The sequence below is a fragment of the Pseudoneobacillus rhizosphaerae genome (assembly GCF_917563885.1).
Classification (GTDB): domain Bacteria; phylum Bacillota; class Bacilli; order Bacillales; family Cytobacillaceae; genus Pseudoneobacillus; species Pseudoneobacillus rhizosphaerae.
On sequence record NZ_CAKJTG010000013.1, the window covers coordinates 18,071 to 39,443 of the forward strand.

At 36.7% G+C, this 21,373-nt stretch carries 20 protein-coding genes and 1 tRNA gene; 2 read left to right on the forward strand and 19 right to left on the reverse strand.

The features are described from left to right. Positions 1-6 precede the first annotated feature (6 nt). A complete protein-coding gene (gene hemA, locus LRP83_RS12615) occupies positions 7-1,356 on the reverse strand; it encodes a glutamyl-tRNA reductase (protein WP_230497054.1) in 1,350 nt (449 codons plus the stop codon). A gap of 306 nt (positions 1,357-1,662) precedes the next feature. On the opposite strand from hemA, the gene LRP83_RS12620 reads away from it, so the two are divergent. Further along, positions 1,663-2,163: a LiaI-LiaF-like domain-containing protein gene (locus LRP83_RS12620; protein ID WP_230497055.1), complete on the forward strand. Its 501-nt coding sequence runs from the start codon at positions 1,663-1,665 to the stop codon at positions 2,161-2,163. A 22-nt stretch (positions 2,164-2,185) separates the two neighbouring features. Here the strand turns inward: LRP83_RS12620 and yihA are convergent, their stop codons facing one another. The 18 genes from yihA to LRP83_RS12710 all read right to left on the reverse strand — a co-directional run bounded on the left by yihA (position 2,186) and on the right by LRP83_RS12710 (position 20,516). After that, entirely contained in the window at positions 2,186-2,767 is a 582-nt protein-coding gene (gene yihA, locus LRP83_RS12625; RefSeq protein ID WP_230497056.1) for a ribosome biogenesis GTP-binding protein YihA/YsxC, read from the reverse strand. Next, entirely contained in the window at positions 2,754-5,090 is a 2,337-nt protein-coding gene (gene lon / locus LRP83_RS12630) for an endopeptidase La (RefSeq protein WP_230497057.1), read from the reverse strand. The genes yihA and lon overlap by 14 nt, the downstream gene beginning before the upstream one ends. 251 nt (positions 5,091-5,341) lie before the next feature. Further along, entirely contained in the window at positions 5,342-7,030 is a 1,689-nt protein-coding gene (gene lonB, locus LRP83_RS12635) for an ATP-dependent protease LonB (protein ID WP_230497058.1), read from the reverse strand. Positions 7,031-7,245: 215 nt separating this feature from the next. After that, positions 7,246-8,505 (reverse strand): ATP-dependent protease ATP-binding subunit ClpX, encoded by a 1,260-nt coding sequence (gene clpX, locus LRP83_RS12640; RefSeq protein WP_230497059.1) that lies wholly within the window; start codon positions 8,503-8,505, stop codon positions 7,246-7,248. Positions 8,506-8,893: 388 nt separating this feature from the next. Continuing rightward, positions 8,894-10,171, reverse strand: coding sequence for a trigger factor (tig, locus tag LRP83_RS12645; RefSeq protein WP_230497060.1), 1,278 nt, complete (start codon positions 10,169-10,171; stop codon positions 8,894-8,896). Positions 10,172-10,331: 160 nt separating this feature from the next. Next, a complete protein-coding gene (locus tag LRP83_RS12650) occupies positions 10,332-11,360 on the reverse strand; it encodes a tetratricopeptide repeat protein (protein WP_230497061.1) in 1,029 nt (342 codons plus the stop codon). 102 nt (positions 11,361-11,462) lie between these two features. Beyond that, a tRNA-Arg gene (locus LRP83_RS12655) sits at positions 11,463-11,536 on the reverse strand. A gap of 110 nt (positions 11,537-11,646) precedes the next feature. Further along, positions 11,647-12,165: a metallophosphoesterase gene (locus LRP83_RS12660; protein ID WP_230497062.1), complete on the reverse strand. Its 519-nt coding sequence runs from the start codon at positions 12,163-12,165 to the stop codon at positions 11,647-11,649. After that, positions 12,158-12,772 (reverse strand): XTP/dITP diphosphatase, encoded by a 615-nt coding sequence (locus LRP83_RS12665; RefSeq protein WP_230497063.1) that lies wholly within the window; start codon positions 12,770-12,772, stop codon positions 12,158-12,160. Before LRP83_RS12665 ends, LRP83_RS12660 begins: the two co-directional genes overlap by 8 nt. Continuing rightward, complete coding sequence (gene rph / locus LRP83_RS12670; RefSeq protein ID WP_230497064.1) at positions 12,769-13,533, reverse strand: ribonuclease PH; 765 nt, start codon at positions 13,531-13,533, stop codon at positions 12,769-12,771. The genes LRP83_RS12665 and rph overlap by 4 nt, the downstream gene beginning before the upstream one ends. Before the next feature lie 111 nt (positions 13,534-13,644). Next, complete coding sequence (locus LRP83_RS12675; RefSeq protein WP_230497065.1) at positions 13,645-14,718, reverse strand: GerMN domain-containing protein; 1,074 nt, start codon at positions 14,716-14,718, stop codon at positions 13,645-13,647. 133 nt (positions 14,719-14,851) lie between these two features. Beyond that, entirely contained in the window at positions 14,852-15,649 is a 798-nt protein-coding gene (gene racE, locus LRP83_RS12680) for a glutamate racemase (protein ID WP_230497066.1), read from the reverse strand. Between the two features lie 10 nt (positions 15,650-15,659). After that, positions 15,660-16,118 carry a MarR family winged helix-turn-helix transcriptional regulator gene (locus tag LRP83_RS12685; protein WP_230497067.1) on the reverse strand — a complete coding sequence of 153 codons (459 nt, stop codon included), beginning with the start codon at positions 16,116-16,118 and terminating at the stop codon, positions 15,660-15,662. Positions 16,119-16,318: 200 nt separating this feature from the next. After that, on the reverse strand, positions 16,319-16,543 hold the full coding sequence (locus tag LRP83_RS12690; protein WP_230497068.1) for a helix-turn-helix domain-containing protein: 225 nt from the start codon (positions 16,541-16,543) through the stop codon (positions 16,319-16,321). 147 nt (positions 16,544-16,690) lie between these two features. Beyond that, positions 16,691-17,155, reverse strand: coding sequence for an acyl-CoA thioesterase (locus LRP83_RS12695; protein WP_230497069.1), 465 nt, complete (start codon positions 17,153-17,155; stop codon positions 16,691-16,693). A gap of 174 nt (positions 17,156-17,329) precedes the next feature. Further along, positions 17,330-18,091 carry a succinate dehydrogenase iron-sulfur subunit gene (gene sdhB / locus LRP83_RS12700; RefSeq protein WP_230497070.1) on the reverse strand — a complete coding sequence of 254 codons (762 nt, stop codon included), beginning with the start codon at positions 18,089-18,091 and terminating at the stop codon, positions 17,330-17,332. A gap of 6 nt (positions 18,092-18,097) precedes the next feature. Next, entirely contained in the window at positions 18,098-19,855 is a 1,758-nt protein-coding gene (gene sdhA, locus LRP83_RS12705) for a succinate dehydrogenase flavoprotein subunit (RefSeq protein ID WP_230497071.1), read from the reverse strand. 49 nt (positions 19,856-19,904) lie between these two features. Continuing rightward, positions 19,905-20,516, reverse strand: a complete 612-nt coding sequence (locus tag LRP83_RS12710; protein ID WP_230497072.1) for a succinate dehydrogenase cytochrome b558 subunit — start codon at positions 20,514-20,516, stop codon at positions 19,905-19,907. 389 nt (positions 20,517-20,905) lie between these two features. Between LRP83_RS12710 and LRP83_RS12715 the strand changes: the two genes are divergently transcribed. Further along, positions 20,906-21,361, forward strand: coding sequence for a YslB family protein (locus tag LRP83_RS12715; protein WP_230497073.1), 456 nt, complete (start codon positions 20,906-20,908; stop codon positions 21,359-21,361). The last annotated feature ends 12 nt before the right edge of the window (positions 21,362-21,373 follow it).

Genomic DNA, 21,373 nt, shown 5'->3' on the forward strand with positions numbered 1-21,373 from the left:
CTCTCTTTATGGTTGTAAGGAAGCCTGTGATACGTTTTGGGCCATTACATATTTGGTTTCGGCATTTTTTACAATTTCCTGGGCTTTTACATTCTCTTCTATATTAAAGATCTTTACAAATAAGTCCAATGCTTTGTCAGCCTCTTTCCCGGAGGCTAGTTCTTTCGCCTGTAAAATCGGATCTTTTAGAAGCTGATTAATAATACTCTTTGTATGTTTATTTAATATTTTCTTTTCACGATCAGTTAAATTCGGTAGCTTTCGCTCAATACTAATCATTGTTTCTTCCTGAATCGATAACGCTTTATCTCTTAAAGCAGAAATAACAGGAACAACTCCAAGAGTAGCAAGCCACTGTTTAAATTCTACAATCTCAGCCTCAATGATGAATCTTATCTTTTCCGCCTCTTTTTGACGTTCTTTCATGTTGGCTTCAACGATACCTTCTAAATCATCTATATCATATAAGAATACATTTTCTAATTCAGCAAGCCTTGGATCAAGGTCGCGAGGTACTGCAATATCTACCATAAATAATGGCTTACCCTTACGTAGCTTTTCAACCTGTGCCATCATTTCTTTCGTAATAACAAAATCATTTGCACCAGTAGAGCTAATTAATATATCCGCTTCTATTAGGGCACATTGTAGCTCTTGAAGTGTTTTAGCAATTCCATTAAAACGGTTAGCTAAATTTTGTGCTTTTTCAAATGTGCGATTAATGACTGTTACTTTACTAACACCGTTAGCATGTAAGTTTTGAATCGCAAGCTCTCCCATTTTTCCTGCACCTAATATTAAAACATGCTTGCTTTGTAAAGTTCCAAAAATCTTTTTGGCTAATTCAACTGCAGCATAACTAATTGAAACTGCGTTTGCACCAATTTCAGTCTCTGAATGAGCTCTCTTGGCTAGTGTAATCGCCTGTTTAAATAAATGGTTATATACTGTTCCAGTCGTTTTCTCTTCTTGGCCTAACAAGAAGCTTGTTCGTACCTGACCAAGAATTTGTGTTTCCCCTAATACCATCGAATTTAAACCGCATGCTACATTGAAAAGATGATTAATTGCACCATCTTGTTCATAAATAAACAGGTAAGGAACAAATTCATCCTGTTCGATTTCAAACCATTCTGATAGAAATTCCTTCATATAATATCGACCAGTATGCAATTGATCTACAACGGCATATATTTCCGTTCGATTACAAGTAGAGATAATCACATTTTCAAGGATGCTTTTCTTTGTTTGCAACTTCTTCATTGCATCCCCTAATTCATTAGGATTAAAAGTTAACCGCTCGCGGATTTCGACAGGGGCAGTTTTATAGTTTATACCAACAACTAAAATATGCATCTTACCCGAACACCCCCTAAATACATTTACTTGTTTTTATATAGTTTGATTATATCATGGCTAATTTCGATTTTTACGCAAAAAATGTGAACAGAAACCGAAAACCTATGTTAATATGATAGAAAAGTGACTTGTCCAATAAAATCCAATTTTATCTTTAATAGAAAATGACCTTTATCATTGTATACCTTTTTAAATAAAAAAGGTTAACATAGCATAAAAAATTCACAAATACGACAAAAACCTTCCTTATGTACCTTAACAAAAAAACATAAGAGATTCAAGTGAAGTGGATGTGGTAGTGGGTTGAAAAATCAACGTATTTTTCCAGGAATTATTTTAATAGGATTTGGTGCTTATTTTTACCTGCAACAGACGCAAATAAACCTATTTAAGGAATTTTATACTTGGCCAACGCTCTTAATAATAGTTGGGATTGCGTTTCTTGGTCAAGCCTATATGGCAAATGAATATGAATCAATATTACCAGGTACCATTTTACTTGGCTTCGGCGTACATTTCCATGTCGTTAATAAGCTTGCCCTATGGCCTGATCATATTGGAGCGTTTATATTAATTATTGCACTTGGCTTCTTGCTTCGTTACCAAAAGCTAGGGACAGGGCTGTTTCAAGGTTTGTTGTTTCTGGTGTTAGCTGGACTGCTTCTATTTTATGATAAAATTGTTAACTGGTTTGGTTTAATTGAAAATGGAGTATCGTTAGCGTGGAAATTCTGGCCAGCGGTATTGATTGTGATTGGAATCTATCTTTTACTTAAGAAAGAAAAAAAAAAGAGACATCGGTGATATTAACCGCTGTCTCTTTTTCTTACATATATTCTCCCAATACCTTCCATGCTTCATCTTTCCCTAAACCTGTTTCAGAAGAGAAAAGGATAATATGATCATGCGGATGGATATCGAGTGTTTCTTTCGTAACTTTCAAATGCTTCTGCCATTTCCCTTTAGGAATTTTATCGGCTTTTGTTGCTATGATGACACATGGGATTTCGTAATGCTTTAAGAAATCATACATCATGCGGTCATCGGCTGTGGGGGGATGGCGCAGGTCTACGATTAGTACGACAGCTTTAAGCTGATCCCTAGTGGTAAAATACGTTTCAATCATTCTTCCCCAAGCTTCACGTTCTGATTTAGATACCTTTGCGTATCCATAACCAGGTACATCAACAAAGTGTAAAATTTCATTAATAAGGTAAAAATTTAACGTTTGCGTTTTACCAGGTTTGGATGAAATTCTTGCTAAACCTTTACGATTCAGCATCTTATTAATGAAGGACGATTTTCCTACATTCGATCTTCCAGCAAGCGCGAATTCGGGTATCGTCGTATCAGGATACTGTTCCCGTTTTACCGCACTTATGACAATGTCCGAGCTAGTTACCTTCATTATTTACACCATCCACTAACGCATGCTTTAAAACCTCATCAACGTGAGAAACAAGCACAAAAGTTAAATCTTCCCTTACACTTTCAGGAATATCGTCAATGTCCTTTTCATTATCTTTCGGACAAATAATTTTAGTTAGACCGGCACGATGGGCACTAAGGCTCTTCTCCTTTAATCCACCGATTGGCAATACCCTACCTCTTAAGGTAATCTCTCCTGTCATCCCTACTTCGCGACGAATTGGAATTCCTGTTAATGCAGAAACCAATGCAGTGGCTATTGTAATCCCAGCTGAAGGACCATCCTTTGGCACAGCACCCTCTGGGACGTGGATATGGATATCATGCTTTTCATGGAAATTCTCATCAATGTTTAACTCTCCGGCTTTCGAACGAATATAACTAAAGGCAGCTTGTGCAGATTCCTTCATCACATCGCCAAGCTTACCCGTTAATACTAACTTCCCTTTTCCAGGAGCTAGTGAAACCTCAATTTGAAGAGTGTCTCCACCAACAGTTGTATAAGCTAATCCAGTCGCAACGCCTACTTGATTTTCTAGTTCAGCCTGACCATATCGGAAGATTGTTTTTCCTAAAAATTCTTCCACACTTTTTTCGGTTACAATAACTTTCTTTTTGGTTCCTGAAACAATAATTTTGGCCGTCTTTCGACATATAGTTGCCAATTGGCGTTCTAAAGAACGCACACCAGCTTCTCTTGTGTAATAACGGATAATTTTTGTAATTGCCTCATCACGGATTTGAAGTACGCCCTTCGATAAACCATGTTCTTTTACTTGTTTAGGGAGTAAGTGATCCTTTGCAATATGCAGCTTTTCTAATTCTGTGTAGCCTGCAATTGTGATAATTTCCATCCGGTCACGTAATGGGCCAGGAATTGTTGATAAATTATTTGCTGTCGCAATAAACATTACCTTCGATAAGTCATACGTTTCTTCAATATAATGATCACTAAAGCTGTGGTTTTGTTCAGGGTCTAATACCTCTAGCATCGCTGCAGAAGGATCACCACGGAAATCGTTTGACATTTTATCAATTTCATCTAATAAAAATACAGGATTTATCGTTCCAGCTTTTTTCATCCCTTGAATGACTCTACCTGGCATAGCCCCTACATAAGTTCGACGATGGCCACGAATTTCAGATTCATCTCGGACGCCACCAAGAGATACTCGAACAAAATGGCGATTTAGGGATGTGGCAATGGAACGGGCTAGACTTGTTTTACCGACTCCTGGAGGTCCTGCTAAGCATAAAATCGGACCTTTAAGACTATTAGTCAGTTTTTGTACCGCTAAATACTCTAACACGCGTTCTTTTACTTTTTCTAATCCATAATGGTCCTCGTGAAGGATTTTCTCAGCCTTATGGATGTCTAAATCATCCTCAGTAGCCTGCGTCCAAGGCAAGGAAATTAACCACTCAAGATAATTGCGAATTACGGCACTTTCAGCCGAACTAGAAGGTACTTTCTCATATCGATCTAATTCTTTTAAAGCAGTTTTTAATACATGCTCTGGCATTTCAGCTTTTTCAATTTTTTCTGTAAGCTCGGCAACCTCACCTGTTTTTCCTTCTTTATCGCCTAATTCCTTTTGGATCGCTTTCATTTGTTCACGAAGATAATATTCTTTCTGTGTGCGTTCCATTGACTTTTTCACGCGCTGACCGATTTTCTTTTCGAGGTTTAGTACCTCTTTTTCGTTATGAATGATATCGATGACCCGGTTAATTCTTTCTTTTACATCGAGTGTCTCTAAGATTGTTTGTTTTTCCTTTAGCTTTAAAGGAAGATGTGAAGAAATAATATCAGCCATGCGACCTGGTTCTTCAATATCAGTCACTGAGGCATAGGTTTCGGCAGATATTTTTTTAGACATTTTTATGTATTGTTCAAAATAATCAAGCATTGTTCGCATTAAAGCCTGAAGTTCCGCATCCTTACTTTCATCGTCATCAAACGTTTGGACAGAAACAGAAAAATAATCAGTATCTGATAAAAATTCTACTACTTCTGCTCTTTTTAGCCCTTCGACTAAAACTCGAATTGTACCATTAGGAAGCTTTAACATTTGCTTCACTTTTGTAAATGTACCCATAGAATATAAATCTTCTTCAGCAGGTTCATCTAATGATATATCTTTTTGAGTTGTTAAGAAAATATAATGGTCATCCACCATTGCTTTTTCAAGCGCTTGCACTGATTTTTCACGTCCAACGTCCAAGTGTAACACCATTGTAGGATACACAAGCAGCCCTCGTAGAGGAAGTAGAGGAACGTTGTATTCTTTAGGTTTCGCCATGCGAAGCACCTCCAGTTTTCACCGTAATATTTGCCTATTAAGCAATCTTTGTACAATTCTAACGTATTTAGGAAAAAGTGTCTATTTTTAACGAAGCCAGTTGGCTCTTTAATCGACAATTAAACCCTTATTCATTTTATTAATGATAACCTCTTTACTATTATCAATATTTTTACCCTTTTTTATGTTTAGGGACTAACTACCAACTAAAAAACTTCGGTTAATTATGCTAAACCGAAGTTTTTAACTTATTATATAGACTCTTTTTTCGAAAGATCAAATGAAGCAGGAATTGAATCAATTGGTAATGGAATCGAATCCGAAATATACCGTTTTTGATGAAGGGCTACATCAAAGACTTCTTCGAGATGAGTAACAGTCACAATATCAATACCCTTAATTTCATTTAAGATTGATTGTTTATTTTCTATTGGTATAATAACTGTTTTTGCACCAGCTTTTTTTGCTGCAATTATCTTTGGATACACTCCTCCAATTGGCTTTACATGTCCATGGATTCCAATTTCACCTGTCATCGCGACAGTATGATCAACTGGGATTTTATAAATCGCAGAATAAATACCAGTTGCCATCGCAATTCCTGCCGAAGGACCATCAATCGGAACGCCGCCTGGGAAGTTTACATGTATATCAAAATCATTCGCGGGTACTCCCATTGATCGTAACACTGTTAATACGTTTTCAATAGACCCTTTTGCCATACTTTTACGGCGTATTGACTTTCCGCTACTTCCGATACTCTCTTCCTCAACAATACCCGTAATATTTATTGAGCCCTTATCCTTCGCAGGAATAACAGTTACTTCAATTTCAAGCAACGCTCCCGAATTGGGACCATATACTGCCAAGCCATTTACCAATCCTATTGACGAATTATCATTGATTTTTTTCTCCATCCGAGGTGTTAATTGACTAGAGTGAACCACCCATTCGATATCTTCATCTTTAATATTTAATCGATCTTCTGTAATCGCAATCCCAGCAGCCGTTTGAATAATGTTAACTGCTTCACGACCATTTCTAGCATAATTTGATAATATAGCTACTCCAGTATCAGCGATTTGAAGCTTAACCTTGGCCGCTGCTTTTTTAGCAATCAAAGCAATTTCCTCTTGATTAAGCTCTCTAAAAAACACTTCCATACACCGTGAACGGATAGCTGGTGGGATTTCACTAGGTGTTCTCGTTGTAGCCCCCACTAGGCGAAAATCAGCTGGAAGACCATTTTTAAAAATATCATGTATATGATTTGGGATTTGAGTATTTTCTTCATGATAGTAAGCACTTTCCAAAAACACTTTTCTGTCCTCTAATACTTTAAGAAGTTTATTCATTTGAATTTGATGAAGTTCCCCAATCTCATCAATGAACAAAACTCCTCCGTGAGCATTTGTTACAGCACCTTGTTTAGGTTGAGGAATTCCAGCTTGTCCCATTGCTCCGGCACCTTGATAAATCGGATCATGTACAGAACCAATTAAAGGATCTGCAATCCCTCTTTCATCAAACCTTGCCGTAGTTGCATCTAACTCTATAAAAACCGAAGCCGGTTTGAATGGTGATTTTTGATTTCTTTTTGCTTCTTCTAACACTAAACGAGCTGCAGCAGTTTTCCCAACTCCAGGGGGTCCATAAATAATGACATGCTGTGGATTTGGACTACAAAGTGCAGCCTTCAAGGCTTTAATTCCATCCTCTTGGCCAACAATATCCTGAAAACTATTTGGACGGACTTTTTCAGAAAGTGGCTCAGTTAATGAGATTGACCTCATCTTACGAAGCTGTTCCATTTCTTTCCGAGATTCTTTATCAATCGAAATTTTTTGTGTCCGCTGTCCTTTTAGTAAATTCCAGAAATATAAGCCAATAATAACCCCAAAAAACAGTTGTATGATTAAGGCAATTCCCGTCCAACTCATCTTATTCCTCCCACTATTACGATATCAATATATGCTATTATCTCCGCAAGCCAGATGGAATAAACAAGGAATTTTTAGAAAAGATTCATTTGAAGGGGATTTATAGGAATAGTTCCTTAACAAACTTTAAAAATATTGCAGTCAATCTGAGTGATTTGGGGCTTTTCAAAAAGCACAAAAAACTCGCCACAAAAATATGGCGAGTAAAAAATCATCTAAGCAGAACGTTCCTGTTCCAAAACAGAACCATCCTCAAGAACAAGCTTAGGAATACTATTTTCCAATACAGACTCCTTCGTAATAACACACTTAGTAATATCATTACGTGAAGGTAAATCAAACATAACATCTAACATAATGCCCTCGTTAATAGATCGTAGACCACGAGCTCCCGTTTTACGCTCAATTGCCTTTTTCGCAATTTCCAGTAGCGCACCTTCTTCAAACTCTAAATCAACATTATCCAACTCAAGCATCTTTTGATATTGCTTAACAAGAGCATTTTTAGGCTTAGTTAAGATTTCAATTAAAGCAGCTTCATCTAATTGCTCTAAACTCGCAATTACTGGTAGACGACCAATAAATTCTGGAATTAACCCAAATCTTAATAAATCCTCAGGTAATACTTTGGAAAGTAATTCTTTTTGGCTTATTTCTAGTTGTTTATTATCCCCGCCGAAACCAATTACTTTTTGTCCAAGACGACGTTTAATGATTGGTTCAATACCGTCAAACGCTCCGCCACAAATGAATAGGATATTAGTCGTATCAATTTGAATAAATTCTTGATGTGGATGCTTACGGCCACCTTGTGGTGGAACACTTGCCACGGTACCTTCTAAGATTTTCAGTAATGCTTGTTGCACACCTTCTCCAGAAACGTCACGAGTAATCGATGGATTTTCTGATTTACGGGCAATTTTATCAATTTCATCGATATAAATAATGCCCTTTTCTGCTTTCTCCACATCATAATCAGCAGATTGGATGAGCTTTAATAAAATATTTTCAACGTCTTCACCTACATATCCTGCTTCTGTTAAGGAAGTTGCATCTGCAATGGCAAATGGAACATTTAGGATACGGGCCAAAGTTTGAGCTAGTAAAGTTTTTCCACTACCAGTAGGTCCAATCATGGCAATGTTACTCTTTGATAATTCCACATCATCAATTTTACTATTAGAGTTAATCCGTTTGTAATGATTATATACGGCTACAGCGAGTGACTTTTTAGCCTGGTCCTGACCGATAACATATTCATCTAGAATTTCTCGGATTTCCTTTGGTTTCGGAACATCTTTAAATTCTACTTCTTCTTCTGTTCCTAGCTCCTCTTCAACGATCTCAGTACAAAGCTCAATACACTCGTCACATATATAGACACCTGGTCCGGCAACTAATTTACGAACTTGATCTTGGGTTTTTCCACAGAATGAGCATTTTAACTGCCCTTTTTCATCATTAAATTTGAACAAATTTTTTCACCCCTTGAGAGAACTTCTGACTCTGATTAAAGCTACGGATTTTAAAAGAAAATAAGAAAAACTATTCCACTTTTCTAAAATTTTCTTAATGTTATGTATTGGATTGTAACACATTTTATGTACGGACAGGAAATAATAACTCTCGGATAAGAGTCGTTTTATTGATATGTATATGTATGGATATATTTACTTTTAAATCCGTTACTAAAAAAATACCGTACGAATTAAGCTTAACCAAATTTCAGTAAAATAAATCGTAAGTACAAGATTTCGTTCATATGTATAGACTATTTAGATACAAAATGGTCTGATTGAATAAAAGCTTTTTTATTGTAAAAACAAGGCACGATAAGATCGTGCCCTGCTTTAAAACTTAAGATTACTTCTTGTTTTCAACAAGAAAATCTATTGCTTTTTTCAATTGTAAATCAGCTTTTAATCCGCTAACGCCACCTAAAGCATTTTTGATATTATCAACAGTCATGTTGTAAACTTTAGCCATATTTTGTAGCTCATTTTCAACATCTTCATCAGTTGCTTCAATATTTTCAGCTTTTGCGATTGCTTCAAGCGTTAAGTTTGCACGAACACGGATTGCTGCTTCTTCTTTCATTTGCTCACGAAGAACATCTTCGTTTTGTCCAGAGAATTGGAAGTATAGCTCAAGGTTCATTCCTTGCATTTGTAAACGTTGCTCGAACTCATTCATCATGCGGTCAAGCTCAGTGTCGACCATAGCTTCTGGAACATCAACTTCAGCATTATTAGCTGCAGCTTCAACTACGGCATCACGAACATGATGCTCAGCTTGGTGTTCTTTATCGCTAACTAGGCGGTTTTTAATTTTTTCTTTTAAAGCATCTAAGCTTTCAACTTCATCATCTACATCTTTAGCAAATTCGTCATCTAATGCAGGAAGTTGTTTTGTTTTGATTTCATGTAAAGTTACTTTGAAAACAGCTGGCTTTCCAGCAAGCTCAGTAGCATGGTATTCTTCAGGGAAGTTTACTTCTACATCTTTAGACTCACCAGTAGCTGTTCCTACTAACTGATCTTCAAATCCTGGAATGAATGAATTAGAACCTAGCTCTAATGAGTAATTTTCAGCTTTCCCACCTTCAAATGCTTCACCATCAACAAAGCCTTCGAAGTCGATTACAACTGTATCACCATTTTCAGCAGTTCCTTCTTCTTTTACAACAAGCTCAGCTTGACGCTCCTGAAGAGTTTTAATTTCGTTATCTACATCTTCATCAGAAACAGTAACGTCTAATGCTTCAACTTCTAAGCCTTTATATTCACCAAGCTTAACTTCTGGCTTAACGATAACTGTAGCTTTGAAAATAAGGTTTTGTCCCTTTTCCATTTGTTCGATGTCGATTTCAGGACGATCAACTGGCTCGATTCCTGTTTCAACAATAGCACTAGCATATGCTTCAGGCAGAAGTATGTCTAACGCATCTTGGTAAAGAGACTCTACTCCAAAACGTTGTTCAAAAAGTCCACGAGGCATTTTTCCTTTACGAAATCCTGGAACGTTTACTTTCTTAACAACTTTTTGGAACGCTGCGTCCAAACCTTTTGTTACTTCTGCTGCTTCAACTTCCACAGTAAGGACACCGCGGTTTCCTTCTAACTTTTCCCACTTTGCAGACATTTACATTTCCCTCCAAAATCTATTTATCATTTCATTAAGTATTATTGGTTGAATATTTCTTGCCTTACAAGTTCATATCCATCCTCATGTAAAATATGTTATTTCACACATTACAACCACTACATTATAACATACGATTCCTTTCTTTCAACATCCTAGACTATATAATAGGAGAAGAAATTTCTTCTAATTCTCTAATAAAGAGGATCGTTTTACTAATAGCTTCTTGTTCAACTTCATATTTTTTTGCCAGTTTGTCTATTGAAATTGTTTCACCATGGTACTCTAGTGCAATAAAATGATAGGCCGCAGCCCAAATATAAGGGTTTTGCGGAACACGTTCTATCGGAAATAGAAGAAAGGAATGACGATTCATAATAGCTTTAATACTTTCATAGAGAGTAGGATTTCTTTGTTCGATTACTCGCTTAAAAATATTGGTAATATCAGGACTGTCTAAATATAAATCAATTGCAACTAGTTGATCTGGATTAATAGAAAGAGTTTGATTAAATTTAACGAGTACGAGTTCTTCGCTAACTTCTTGTTCCTTTAGTAATTGGAGAAGCATCGTTTTAAGAAACGGATGCCCCTTATCTAGCTGCAAGTATTCTTTAATCCCTCTTAAATAGACCCTAACGTTTGCATGGGCTAATCCAGCTATGGCAAGAAACTGATCATTTAAGTTTTTATATTGTAATATATCGAAATCCTTGCCTTCATCATAATCGTAAGAACACTGACTCGTTTTACTAAATTCAGTCTCAATTTTCCTTTTACTAAATTCGAGGATTTTAGTAAAGTTATCTAATTTATCAAGTGGCACCTCTCGCTCATCAATCAGTGCTTGAATAGTAGAGACAATTTCCTCATATTCGTTTAATTGAAGTAATATCATGATATAAACATCAAATAATTGGAAATAATCACTGAAACCTTTATGAAGGCTGTCCTGTGCTAGATTTTTAGCTGCTAATAGGTTGCCTGCTTCAAAATAGGCAATGATTAATCCAAGAGCAATTTCTTCATTTTCCTGAGCCAATTCCCTGCCATTCTCTAAAAATTCAATAGCTTCAGTAAATCTTTTATTCTTGATTTTCTCTAAACCTTTTTCCATCAAAAGCTTATCCACATTAGGAAAAAGAAAGATATTATCTTTATGTGGCTTGTTTTTCTTTCGCTTTTTCATAGCATTTCCGCCTTAAACGTTTCTTGTACGTTAGTGTAGCATGGTGATTCTTAAAACACAAAAAACTCACTTATTGTAAGTGAGTTTTTTGTGTTTTTGGTACGTCCCAGGAGAGATTCGAACTCCCGACCGACGCCTTAGAAGGGCGTTGCTCTATCCAGCTGAGCTACTGGGACATAATATAATTCCTTAAGACATTTTTTATTATAGTAGTATGACAACAAAAAGTCAACACATTAATAATATTTTTTTTAAAAGCTGAGGGGAGTGCCCCCCTCAACCCAAACTATGATGAAACAATAAATTCATGACTTAATTCGGTTATTTGCCCTAGGTTAATATCATATACATTTAAGATGATTTTGTCATCTATTACTTCTAAAATACAGTAAGTTTTCTCTTTTCGTTGCCTTGGGAGACGAATACTACCGGGATTTAGAAATAAAATACCGTTTACCATTTCAGCTCCAAGAATATGAGAATGCCCAAAACAAACTATTTTGGCCTCTAGTTCTTGGGCACGGTATGATAGGCGCGTGAGCGAAGATTTCACATGGTAAAGGTGACCATGGGTAATCATAATCTTCTTATCCTTCACTACCTGTATAGAATCTTCAGGGAATTCTTCATCATAATCACAGTTGCCTCGTACAACACTAAATCCTTCTAAGGCTGGATCATTAGCTGGTAATTCTGAATCACCGCAGTGAAGAAATAAATTCACATCATCCTTATGCTTTTCTTTAATATGTAATAGTTCAGAGGTTAATCCATGACTATCACTTAAAACTAGTACCTTACTCATCCACACCCACACCTGAAAGGATCATTTCGATATCTTGTCCTAATTTTTCAAGTGCCTTAGCCCGATGGCTAATTGAATTTTTTTCTTCTGAGCTTAATTCAGCCATAGCACGTTTTTTTTCATATACATAAAAAATGGGATCATAACCAAAGCCATTGTTTCCTCTGCGTTCACTTAAAATTTCGCCTTCACACGTACCAAAAACTGTATATGTAGATTGGCCAGGTAAAGCAACAGCTAAAGCACAATAAAATCTTGCTATCCTCTTTTCATCAGGAATGCCCTTAAGCTCGTTAAGAACCTTGTCCATATTCGCTTCATCACTTTTTTCAGCGCCAGCATATCGCGCTGAATAAATACCTGGTCTTCCCTCAAGTGCATCGACAATTAATCCCGAATCATCAGCAATGACAGGGTGATTTAATTGCTTTGATACAGCTTCAGCTTTTAGAACAGCATTTTCTTCAAAAGTAGTTCCTGTTTCCTCTACCTCACCGATTTCCGGGTAATCTAATAGTGTTTTAACTTGAAAGCCATGCGCTGAAAATAGTTTTTCAAATTCCTTGGCTTTCCCTTTGTTTTTAGTTGCTACAACGATTTCCTTCATTTGCTTTTCCCCTTTTTCGTAGCAGTGATTAGCTTTACAACATCATCACCCAGAGCTGCTTTTTGGTGTTCAAATAACTCCATTAAGCCTTCCTGGGCAGATTTTAACATCTCATTTAACTGATTATACGAAAATGTTGATTCTTCTCCTGTTCCTTGTAATTCAACAAATTCACCATTTCCCGTCATTACCACATTCATATCAACTTGGGCGGCAGAATCTTCTACATAATTTAAATCGAGAACAGTTTTACCATTTTCTAAAATACCAACACTTGTTGCGGCTAAAAAGTCATGGACTGGGAATTTCGAAATGGATCGATTTACCTGTAGCTTATGTAAGGCTTGTACCATTGCTACGTAGGCGCCAGTTATGGAAGCTGTACGAGTACCACCATCAGCTTGAATGACATCACAGTCAATCCAAATCGTCCTTTCGCCAATTGATTCTAGATTAACAACAGCTCTTAATGCTCGACCGATCAAACGTTGAATTTCCATCGTTCTTCCAGATACTTTTCCTTTTGAGGATTCTCGAATATTTCTAGTTCCAGTAGCTCTTGGAAGCATAGCATATTCTGCTGTTATCCAACCTTTGCCTTGGTTTCTCATAAAGGGAGGAACTCGGTCCTCGATACTTGCCGTACAGATAACTTTTGTGTCCCCCACTGTAATCAGGACTGATCCTTCAGGGTGCATTAAATAGCTAGTTTCAATATGTATTGGTCTTAATTCGTTCTCTTGTCTTCCATCAAAGCGCATTCTATTTCCTCCTACTTTAAGCTCTTTACAATAGATGTTAACAAAAACGAAGAGGCGGCAATCATGCCTACCTCTTTCATTGTCATTATATAGTATATCAAATTATATTTATTAGAAACTACCTGTGTTTACTTTTTCTGGACGAGTAACTGGTTCGCTGAGCTTTTCTCCTTTTTCGTTAACAATGTTTGCATCTCCATCAACCATTACGGCAACACTTTCAATACCTTGTTGTTCGGTTAGGGAAAGAACTAGTGATGTAAGTAAATGTTCAGAAACCATTTTTTCATCAAATTTCCCGTAGACGTCTTCATTAAAGTTTAATGTTACTTTACCAGCAGCTACTGATGGCTTATCTAGTAATTCAACTGAAGATAAAAATTCAGAAACTAGACCTGAAGAAATATTTGGTCCTTTAATCAATTCGTTAACAACTGCTACAACTGGATCTGTTGTTTCATTGCTAACACGCTTTGTTACAGGTACGTAATAGTAATTCTTTGCATCTCCACCAAGATAATAAACGGTTACAGGCTTGGTATTTGAAATATCGACAACTTCTTTAGTATCCATATTAATTCCATTGTTACGGCTAACCTCTGAATTAATCGGAGTTCCATTTACAGGCATTTCTGTCATTTCATGACCGTTCATTTGGAACTTTACTTTTTTAATCGAATCAAATTGTGTTAATGTCCAAGTAACTGCTTCAAGAATTTTCATTTCATCCTTAGGCTGATAATTTTTAAACTCCTTTGAAAAGTCTACTGTTGCCACACCACCATTTACGTTAACTGTTACATTTGTATCGGCTGGTAGGACAGCCCGGAATCCATTTGGAAGCATTTCAGATACAGGACCATTTGCAACTAAGTATTCTAATGCCTGTGTTGCTACCGCTTCTTTTGGTGGCAAAGCAACTGTTTGAGGTACAACGTAACCATTTTTATCGATTAAGTATAGCTCTGTCATAACAGAGCCTTCTCCAACTTCTTCACCGGCAGTAGTCTCAGCACCTGTCGTTTCTTTTGTTTCAACAAATTGTTGCCCATCTTCCAAATACGATACTTCCTGTGGTGGATCAATTTGTGTTTTTTCTTCTCCTCCAAATAATCCACATCCTGAAAGAAGAACAGACGAAACTAGGACAGCTGATACGAGGCCAGTTGTTTTTTTGATAGACATGAAAATCCCTCCTAATACTGTTTGTACTAACATGTATACGAGCTATTTTTAAAAAATAGACCGTCTTTTAAAAGAAAAATGGGACATTAGCAAAAAAAAAAGAATCCTATCTATTTTTAGTAGTAAGGATTCTTTAATCAATCTTTATATGTCGAACATTTTCAATCTGCTTATTCAACCATTTGGAGGCAATATTTCTAAAAATAGTTGTTGATCCAGTTGTAAAAAACTCGTGAACTGGTTCTTCAGTTGACGGATTTAATAAGCGGTTATGATGAAGTATAGCACTCATATCGTTTGCTGTTTCGTCCCCGGAACTAATAATATTAACAGTTTGTCCCATAACATTTTTTATTAACGGCTCTAATAAGGGATAATGGGTACAGCCTAAAATTAGTGTGTCTAGTTGTTTATCTAATAGTGGCTGCAATGTTTCTGCTACTATTTTTTTAGCAATTGGACCATTAAACTCTCCACTTTCTACAAGTGGAACAAATTTTGGACAGGCTAAGCTTTCTACTCTTACTTTTTGATTATATGATTTTAGTGCCTTTTCATAAGCACCACTCTTTACAGTTCCTATAGTTCCAATAATTCCGACACGGTGATTTTGGGTTACCTTCAATGCAGCCCTAGCTCCAGGATAAATAACACCAATCACTGGAATAGGTAAGGTCTCACGCATTTCCTCAAGGACAACAGCCGTTGCAGTATTGCATGCAATAACCAACATTTTTATATTTTTTTTCAGAAGGAAATGAGTTAGCTGCCATGTAAACAGCTTTACTTCTTCGCTCGAACGCGGACCATAAGGACATCTAGCAGTATCCCCAACATAAAAAATTTGTTCGTTTGGCAATTGGTGCATAACTTCCTTTGCAACCGTTAAACCACCAACACCAGAATCAATTATACCAATCGGTTGTTTCAAGCATCTCGCCTCATTCTACTCGCATATCTTGATGTAATTTTAATAAATTCGCTTTTAACGATTCAATTTCACTTGTGGAGGAATTTTTCAGAACACCATGTAGGTATGCTTGTCTTTTCTTAATTACTTCATCAATAATACGTTCACCTTCTTCTAATAGATGGATACGTACTACTCTACGATCATTAGGATCCTTTACACGCAAAACAAGTTGATTCTTTTCCATCCGATCTACTAAATCGGTTGTTGTGCTACAGGCCAAGAACATTTTATTTGAAAGCTCACCGATTGTCATGTCTCCAAATTCAAATAACCATTGCAATGCAACAAATTGTGGAGGAGTAATTGTATAGTTGCTTAAAATTTCTCTTCCTTTTTGCTTTACAAGCCCAGATATGTACCTTAACTCTTTCTCAATGTCTGCAACTATATTAACTGCTAGGTTCTTTTCAACTTCTTCTAATTTCAACGTTACCATCTCCCTTATTACGTCTATTCGTATCATTATTATAAGGTCTAACCTTTAACTGTTTTATGTTCCTTGTGTAACTTCTTTGATGTTATAAGTTTACAACAAACATCCTATTTATATTTTCTCCTTTTTTCTGCAAAATTTCAAGAAGATATGAATTTTAACCGGCAATCACCATTAATGATTGCCGGTCAACTTTAAAGTTCTAGCTCTCCCATACGAAGGAGCTCTACAACCGCTTGTGAACGCCCCTTAACACCAAGCTTTTGCATGGCATTTGATATGTGGTTTCGAACTGTTTTTTCGCTTATAAATAAATCACTAGCGATTTCCTTAGTCGTCTTATCTTGGACCAACAGCTCAAATACTTCTCTTTCTCTTTTTGTGAGTAATGGCTTGTGAGTATATTCATTCTCCTTCAAGTACTGTAACCCTCCTTGCCTTCGCCAGCTTTGAACCGTGGGATGGGTATAGATTTAGTCACCATATCTTATGTGAAGGGGGGCCATGAAGTGACTATATTCTTAAAAAGAGAAATAAATAAAATTAATTGCCATTAAAACGCTGAGTTATGCTTCTATCCTCTTATTTTGTAGAAGTAATTGTTTCATTTCATCTGTCCAAGGACTACCTTTACCCGTGCTTTTAGACATTTGAACCATCGTTCCTCTACCTACAAAACAAATGCTTCCATCTTCCTTTTGTCCCATATAATGTAAATCTACCGAAGATTTACCCACATTAGGCGCTTTAACATAAATTTTGAGTGTTTCTCCGAAATAGACCTGGGCTAAGAAATCACATTGAAGATTGGCAACAACAGGAATCGTATCGTTTTCTTGCTTCAACCACTCCTGCATAAAACCTTTACTTTTAAAAAATTCAATTCTTGCTTCTTCAAAATACGAAAATGCCACCGTATTGTTCACATGCCCAAACATATCTGTTTCCGAAAAACGCACTTTTACAGAATTAAAAAAAGAAAATTCCTCCTGCCAAACTGAAAAATCTTCAATATAAGAGATTCTACTCATTTCAAACAGTCCCCCTATTCTAAAATGAATGAATGTTCATTCTCTAATTATAGCCTACTTACACCAAAAGGGGAACATTTCTTTAATCCTTTAAAGCGCCGGGGGACTGTCCCCCGGCGCTTTAAAGGATTAAAGAACCCCCTTTTCTCATTTGAGGAAGGGGGGTTCTTGTGTTTATACTTGATCGCTTCCGAAGAAGTTTTTGAATGCTTGGAACGTTGTGTCACGGTTTAGTGCAGCAATAGATGTAGTTAAAGGAATTCCTTTTGGACATGATTGAACACAGTTTTGTGAGTTACCACAGTTTGCAAGTCCGCCATCTCCCATAATAGCTTGAAGGCGTTCTGCTTTGTTCATTTCCCCAGTTGGATGCGCATTGAACAAACGAACTTGTGATAAAGGTGCAGGTCCAATGAAATTAGAATTGGTATTTACATTCGGACAAGCTTCTAAACAAACACCACAAGTCATACATTTAGATAATTCATAAGCCCATTGACGCTTCGTTTCTGGCATACGAGGACCGGGTCCTAAGTCGTATGTTCCATCAATTGGGATCCAAGCTTTTACCTTTTTCAATGAATCAAACATGCGGCTACGGTCAACTTGTAAATCACGCACAACCGGGAAGGTTCTCATCGGCTCAAGACGGATAGGTTGCTCTAGTTGATCAACTAGTGCTGAACAAGATTGACGCGGTTTACCGTTAATGATCATGGAACAAGCTCCACAAACTTCTTCTAAACAGTTCATATCCCAAGTTACAGGAGTTGTATCTGTTCCTTTTGCATCTTTCGGATTACGACGAATCTCCATTAAAGCAGAAATAACATTCATATTTGGGCGATAAGCTAGTTCAAATTCTTCCGTATAAGGAGCTGAATCAGGACTGTCTTGTCGCGAAATAATAAACTTAACTGTTTTTTGTTCAGACATACCTTTCTACTCTCCCTTTTTCTTCGAATAGTCACGCTTACGCGGCTTTATTAACGAAGTGTCTACATCTTCATAATGGAATGCTGGTGCTGCTTTTGCATCAACAAACTTAGCCATAGTAGTTTTTAAGAATTCCTCATCATTACGATCTGGGAATTCTGGCTTGTAATGAGCTCCACGGCTTTCATTACGGTTAAGTGCACCAATCGTAACGACACGAGAAAGCTGAAGCATGTTTTGTAGTTGACGAGTGAAAATCGCCCCTTGATTGCTCCACTTAGCTGTATCATTTATGTTAATATTTTGATAACGCTCAAGTAATTCTTGAATTTTATCATCAGTTCTTCGAAGTTTATCATTATGACGAACAACAGTAACATTGTCAGTCATCCATTCTCCAAGCTCTTTATGAATAACATAAGCATTTTCAGTACCGTTCAGTGACATAATGTTATTCCATTTATCTTCTTCCTGTTTAACAGAGCGATCGTAAACTGTAGAAGAAATGGAGTCTGCACTCTTTTCTAAACCACTCATATAGCGAACTGCATTCGGTCCTGCAACCATCCCACCATAAATCGCAGAAAGAAGGGAGTTAGCACCTAAACGATTCGCACCATGCTGTGAATAATCACACTCACCAGCTGCAAAAAGTCCAGGAACATTCGTCATTTGGTCATAATCTACCCATAATCCACCCATAGAGTAATGAACAGCAGGGAAAATCTTCATTGGAACTTTACGTGGGTCATCCCCCATGAATTTCTCATAAATTTCAATAATTCCACCGAGCTTAATATCAAGCTCTTTCGGATCCTTATGAGAAAGATCAAGGTAAACCATGTTTTCACCGTTAATTCCAAGCTTTTGCTCGACACATACGTCAAATATCTCACGAGTTGCAATGTCACGCGGAACAAGATTTCCATACGCAGGATATTTCTCTTCCAAGAAGTACCAAGGTTTTCCATCTTTATACGTCCAAACACGGCCACCTTCACCACGAGCTGATTCACTCATAAGACGAAGCTTATCATCCCCAGGAATCGCAGTTGGATGAATTTGGATAAATTCACCATTTGCATAATAAACACCTTGTTGATAAGCAATTGCTGCAGCAGATCCAGTGTTAATTACGGAATTAGTTGTTTTTCCAAAAATAATTCCAGGACCACCAGTTGCAAGAATGACAGCATCAGATGCAAAGGATTTAATTTCCATAGAAATTAAGTTTTGTCCTACGATACCACGACAAACACCTTCATCGTCAATAACCGATCCTAAAAATTCCCAGCCTTCATATTTTGTAACAAGACCTGCTACCTCATAACGACGTACCTGCTCATCTAATGCGTACAATAATTGTTGGCCTGTTGTTGCTCCCGCAAATGCTGTACGATGGTGTTGTGTACCACCGAAACGACGGAAATCTAGTAAACCTTCTGGCGTTCTATTGAACATAACTCCCATACGGTCTAATAAATGAATAATTCCTGGTGCAGCTTCAGTCATTGCTTTTACAGGTGGTTGGTTTGCAAGAAAGTCCCCACCATAAACAGTATCATCAAAATGCTCCCACGGAGAATCTCCTTCTCCTTTAGTATTTACCGCTCCGTTAATACCGCCTTGGGCACAAACAGAGTGAGAACGTTTAACAGGTACTAATGAGAATAATTCAACCGGTGTACCGGTTTCTGCAACTTTGATTGTTGCCATTAAGCCGGCTAGTCCGCCACCGACAACAATCACTTTACCTTTACTCATCGTGACTCACTCCCTATATCGTAAATCTTTCATATTTCAATAGTTTCTCTTATGATACAAATGCAAATAATGTATTAACAAATACAAATGAAGTCGCAATAAAAATCACAATCGTCACATATGTTGAAATGACTTGTGAGCGAGGTGTTACAGTAATACCCCAGCTTACCATGAATGACCAAAGTCCATTTGCAAAGTGGAAAGTAGTTGAAACAACCCCAACAACATAGAACCAGAACATAAATGGATTAGATAAAATATTCTCCATCATTTGAAAATTAACTTCTGATCCGAAAGCAGCTGCAACACGTGTTTCCCATACATGCCATGTGATAAAAATTAATGTAATGACACCTGATACACGTTGCAATAAGAACATCCAGTTACGAAAGAATCCATAACGACTTGCATTGTTTTTAGCAGTAAAAGCAATATAAAGTCCGTAGATTGCATGGAATAATAATGGTAAGAAAATTACAAAGGTCTCTAACAAATAACGAAATGGAAGATGCTCCATAAATGCAGCAGCTTTATTAAAAGCTTCTTCTCCCCCTGTAGCAAACTGATTTACTACCATATGCTGCATTAAAAAAAGACCAACTGGAATTACTCCTAACAATGAGTGCAACCTGCGATTTAAAAACTCTCGATTACCTGCCATAATGTACCCCCCTTAAATTTTAAAAATTGATTCTTCTTCCTAACTTCCCCTATGTAGGATGTATATCCTATTATCACTGTGAAAAAGTTTCGACACTTTTCTTACAATTATGTGACATGTTCATTTTACCCCCATCAAGTATATGCGTCAAGAAACCGTATACATAAAATGTTTTACAAATATAGAATTTCTAAAATTCTGAATTATCTCTTCCCGCTAAATGTCATAAATCTTTTTATTAAAAACAAAAAATTTTACCAATAAAATCATATTAATAATTGGTAATAATAATTATGGTAAAGGATTTAAATTAATTATTTCCCTTCTTTTTTGAAAATAGAAAGGAAATTTTGATTATAATAGAATAATAGAAAGAGAGGAGAAACATCTTGAAAAAGACTCGAAGTGCAGAGCATGAAATCACACTTGAAGACATTTCCGTTCCTTCATTTGGTTATGAACTTATCCGTGAAGAACTATTAACTAATATACTGGGTAAAGATGCGCCTGATATTCTATATTGGTCAGGTAAGCATTTGGCCCGAACACATCTACTTCAAAACCTTAATGAAATATCGGCATTTTTTGAAGAAGCTGGCTGGGGAGCTTTAACAGTAAAAAAGGAATTAAAAGACGAACTATTATTTGAACTAACAAGTCCTTTAATAAGAAATCGAATTCTACTAAAACCGGATGCCCATTTTAAATTAGAGGCAGGTTTTCTAGCCCAACAAATCGAGACCCAAATAGGAATGATTTCTGAAGCCTATGAACAAATTCAAAAAAAGGCTGGAATTGTAGAAATTACCGTAAGATGGGATCATAAAGATATTATCCAAAAATAAGGATGAAGGGTG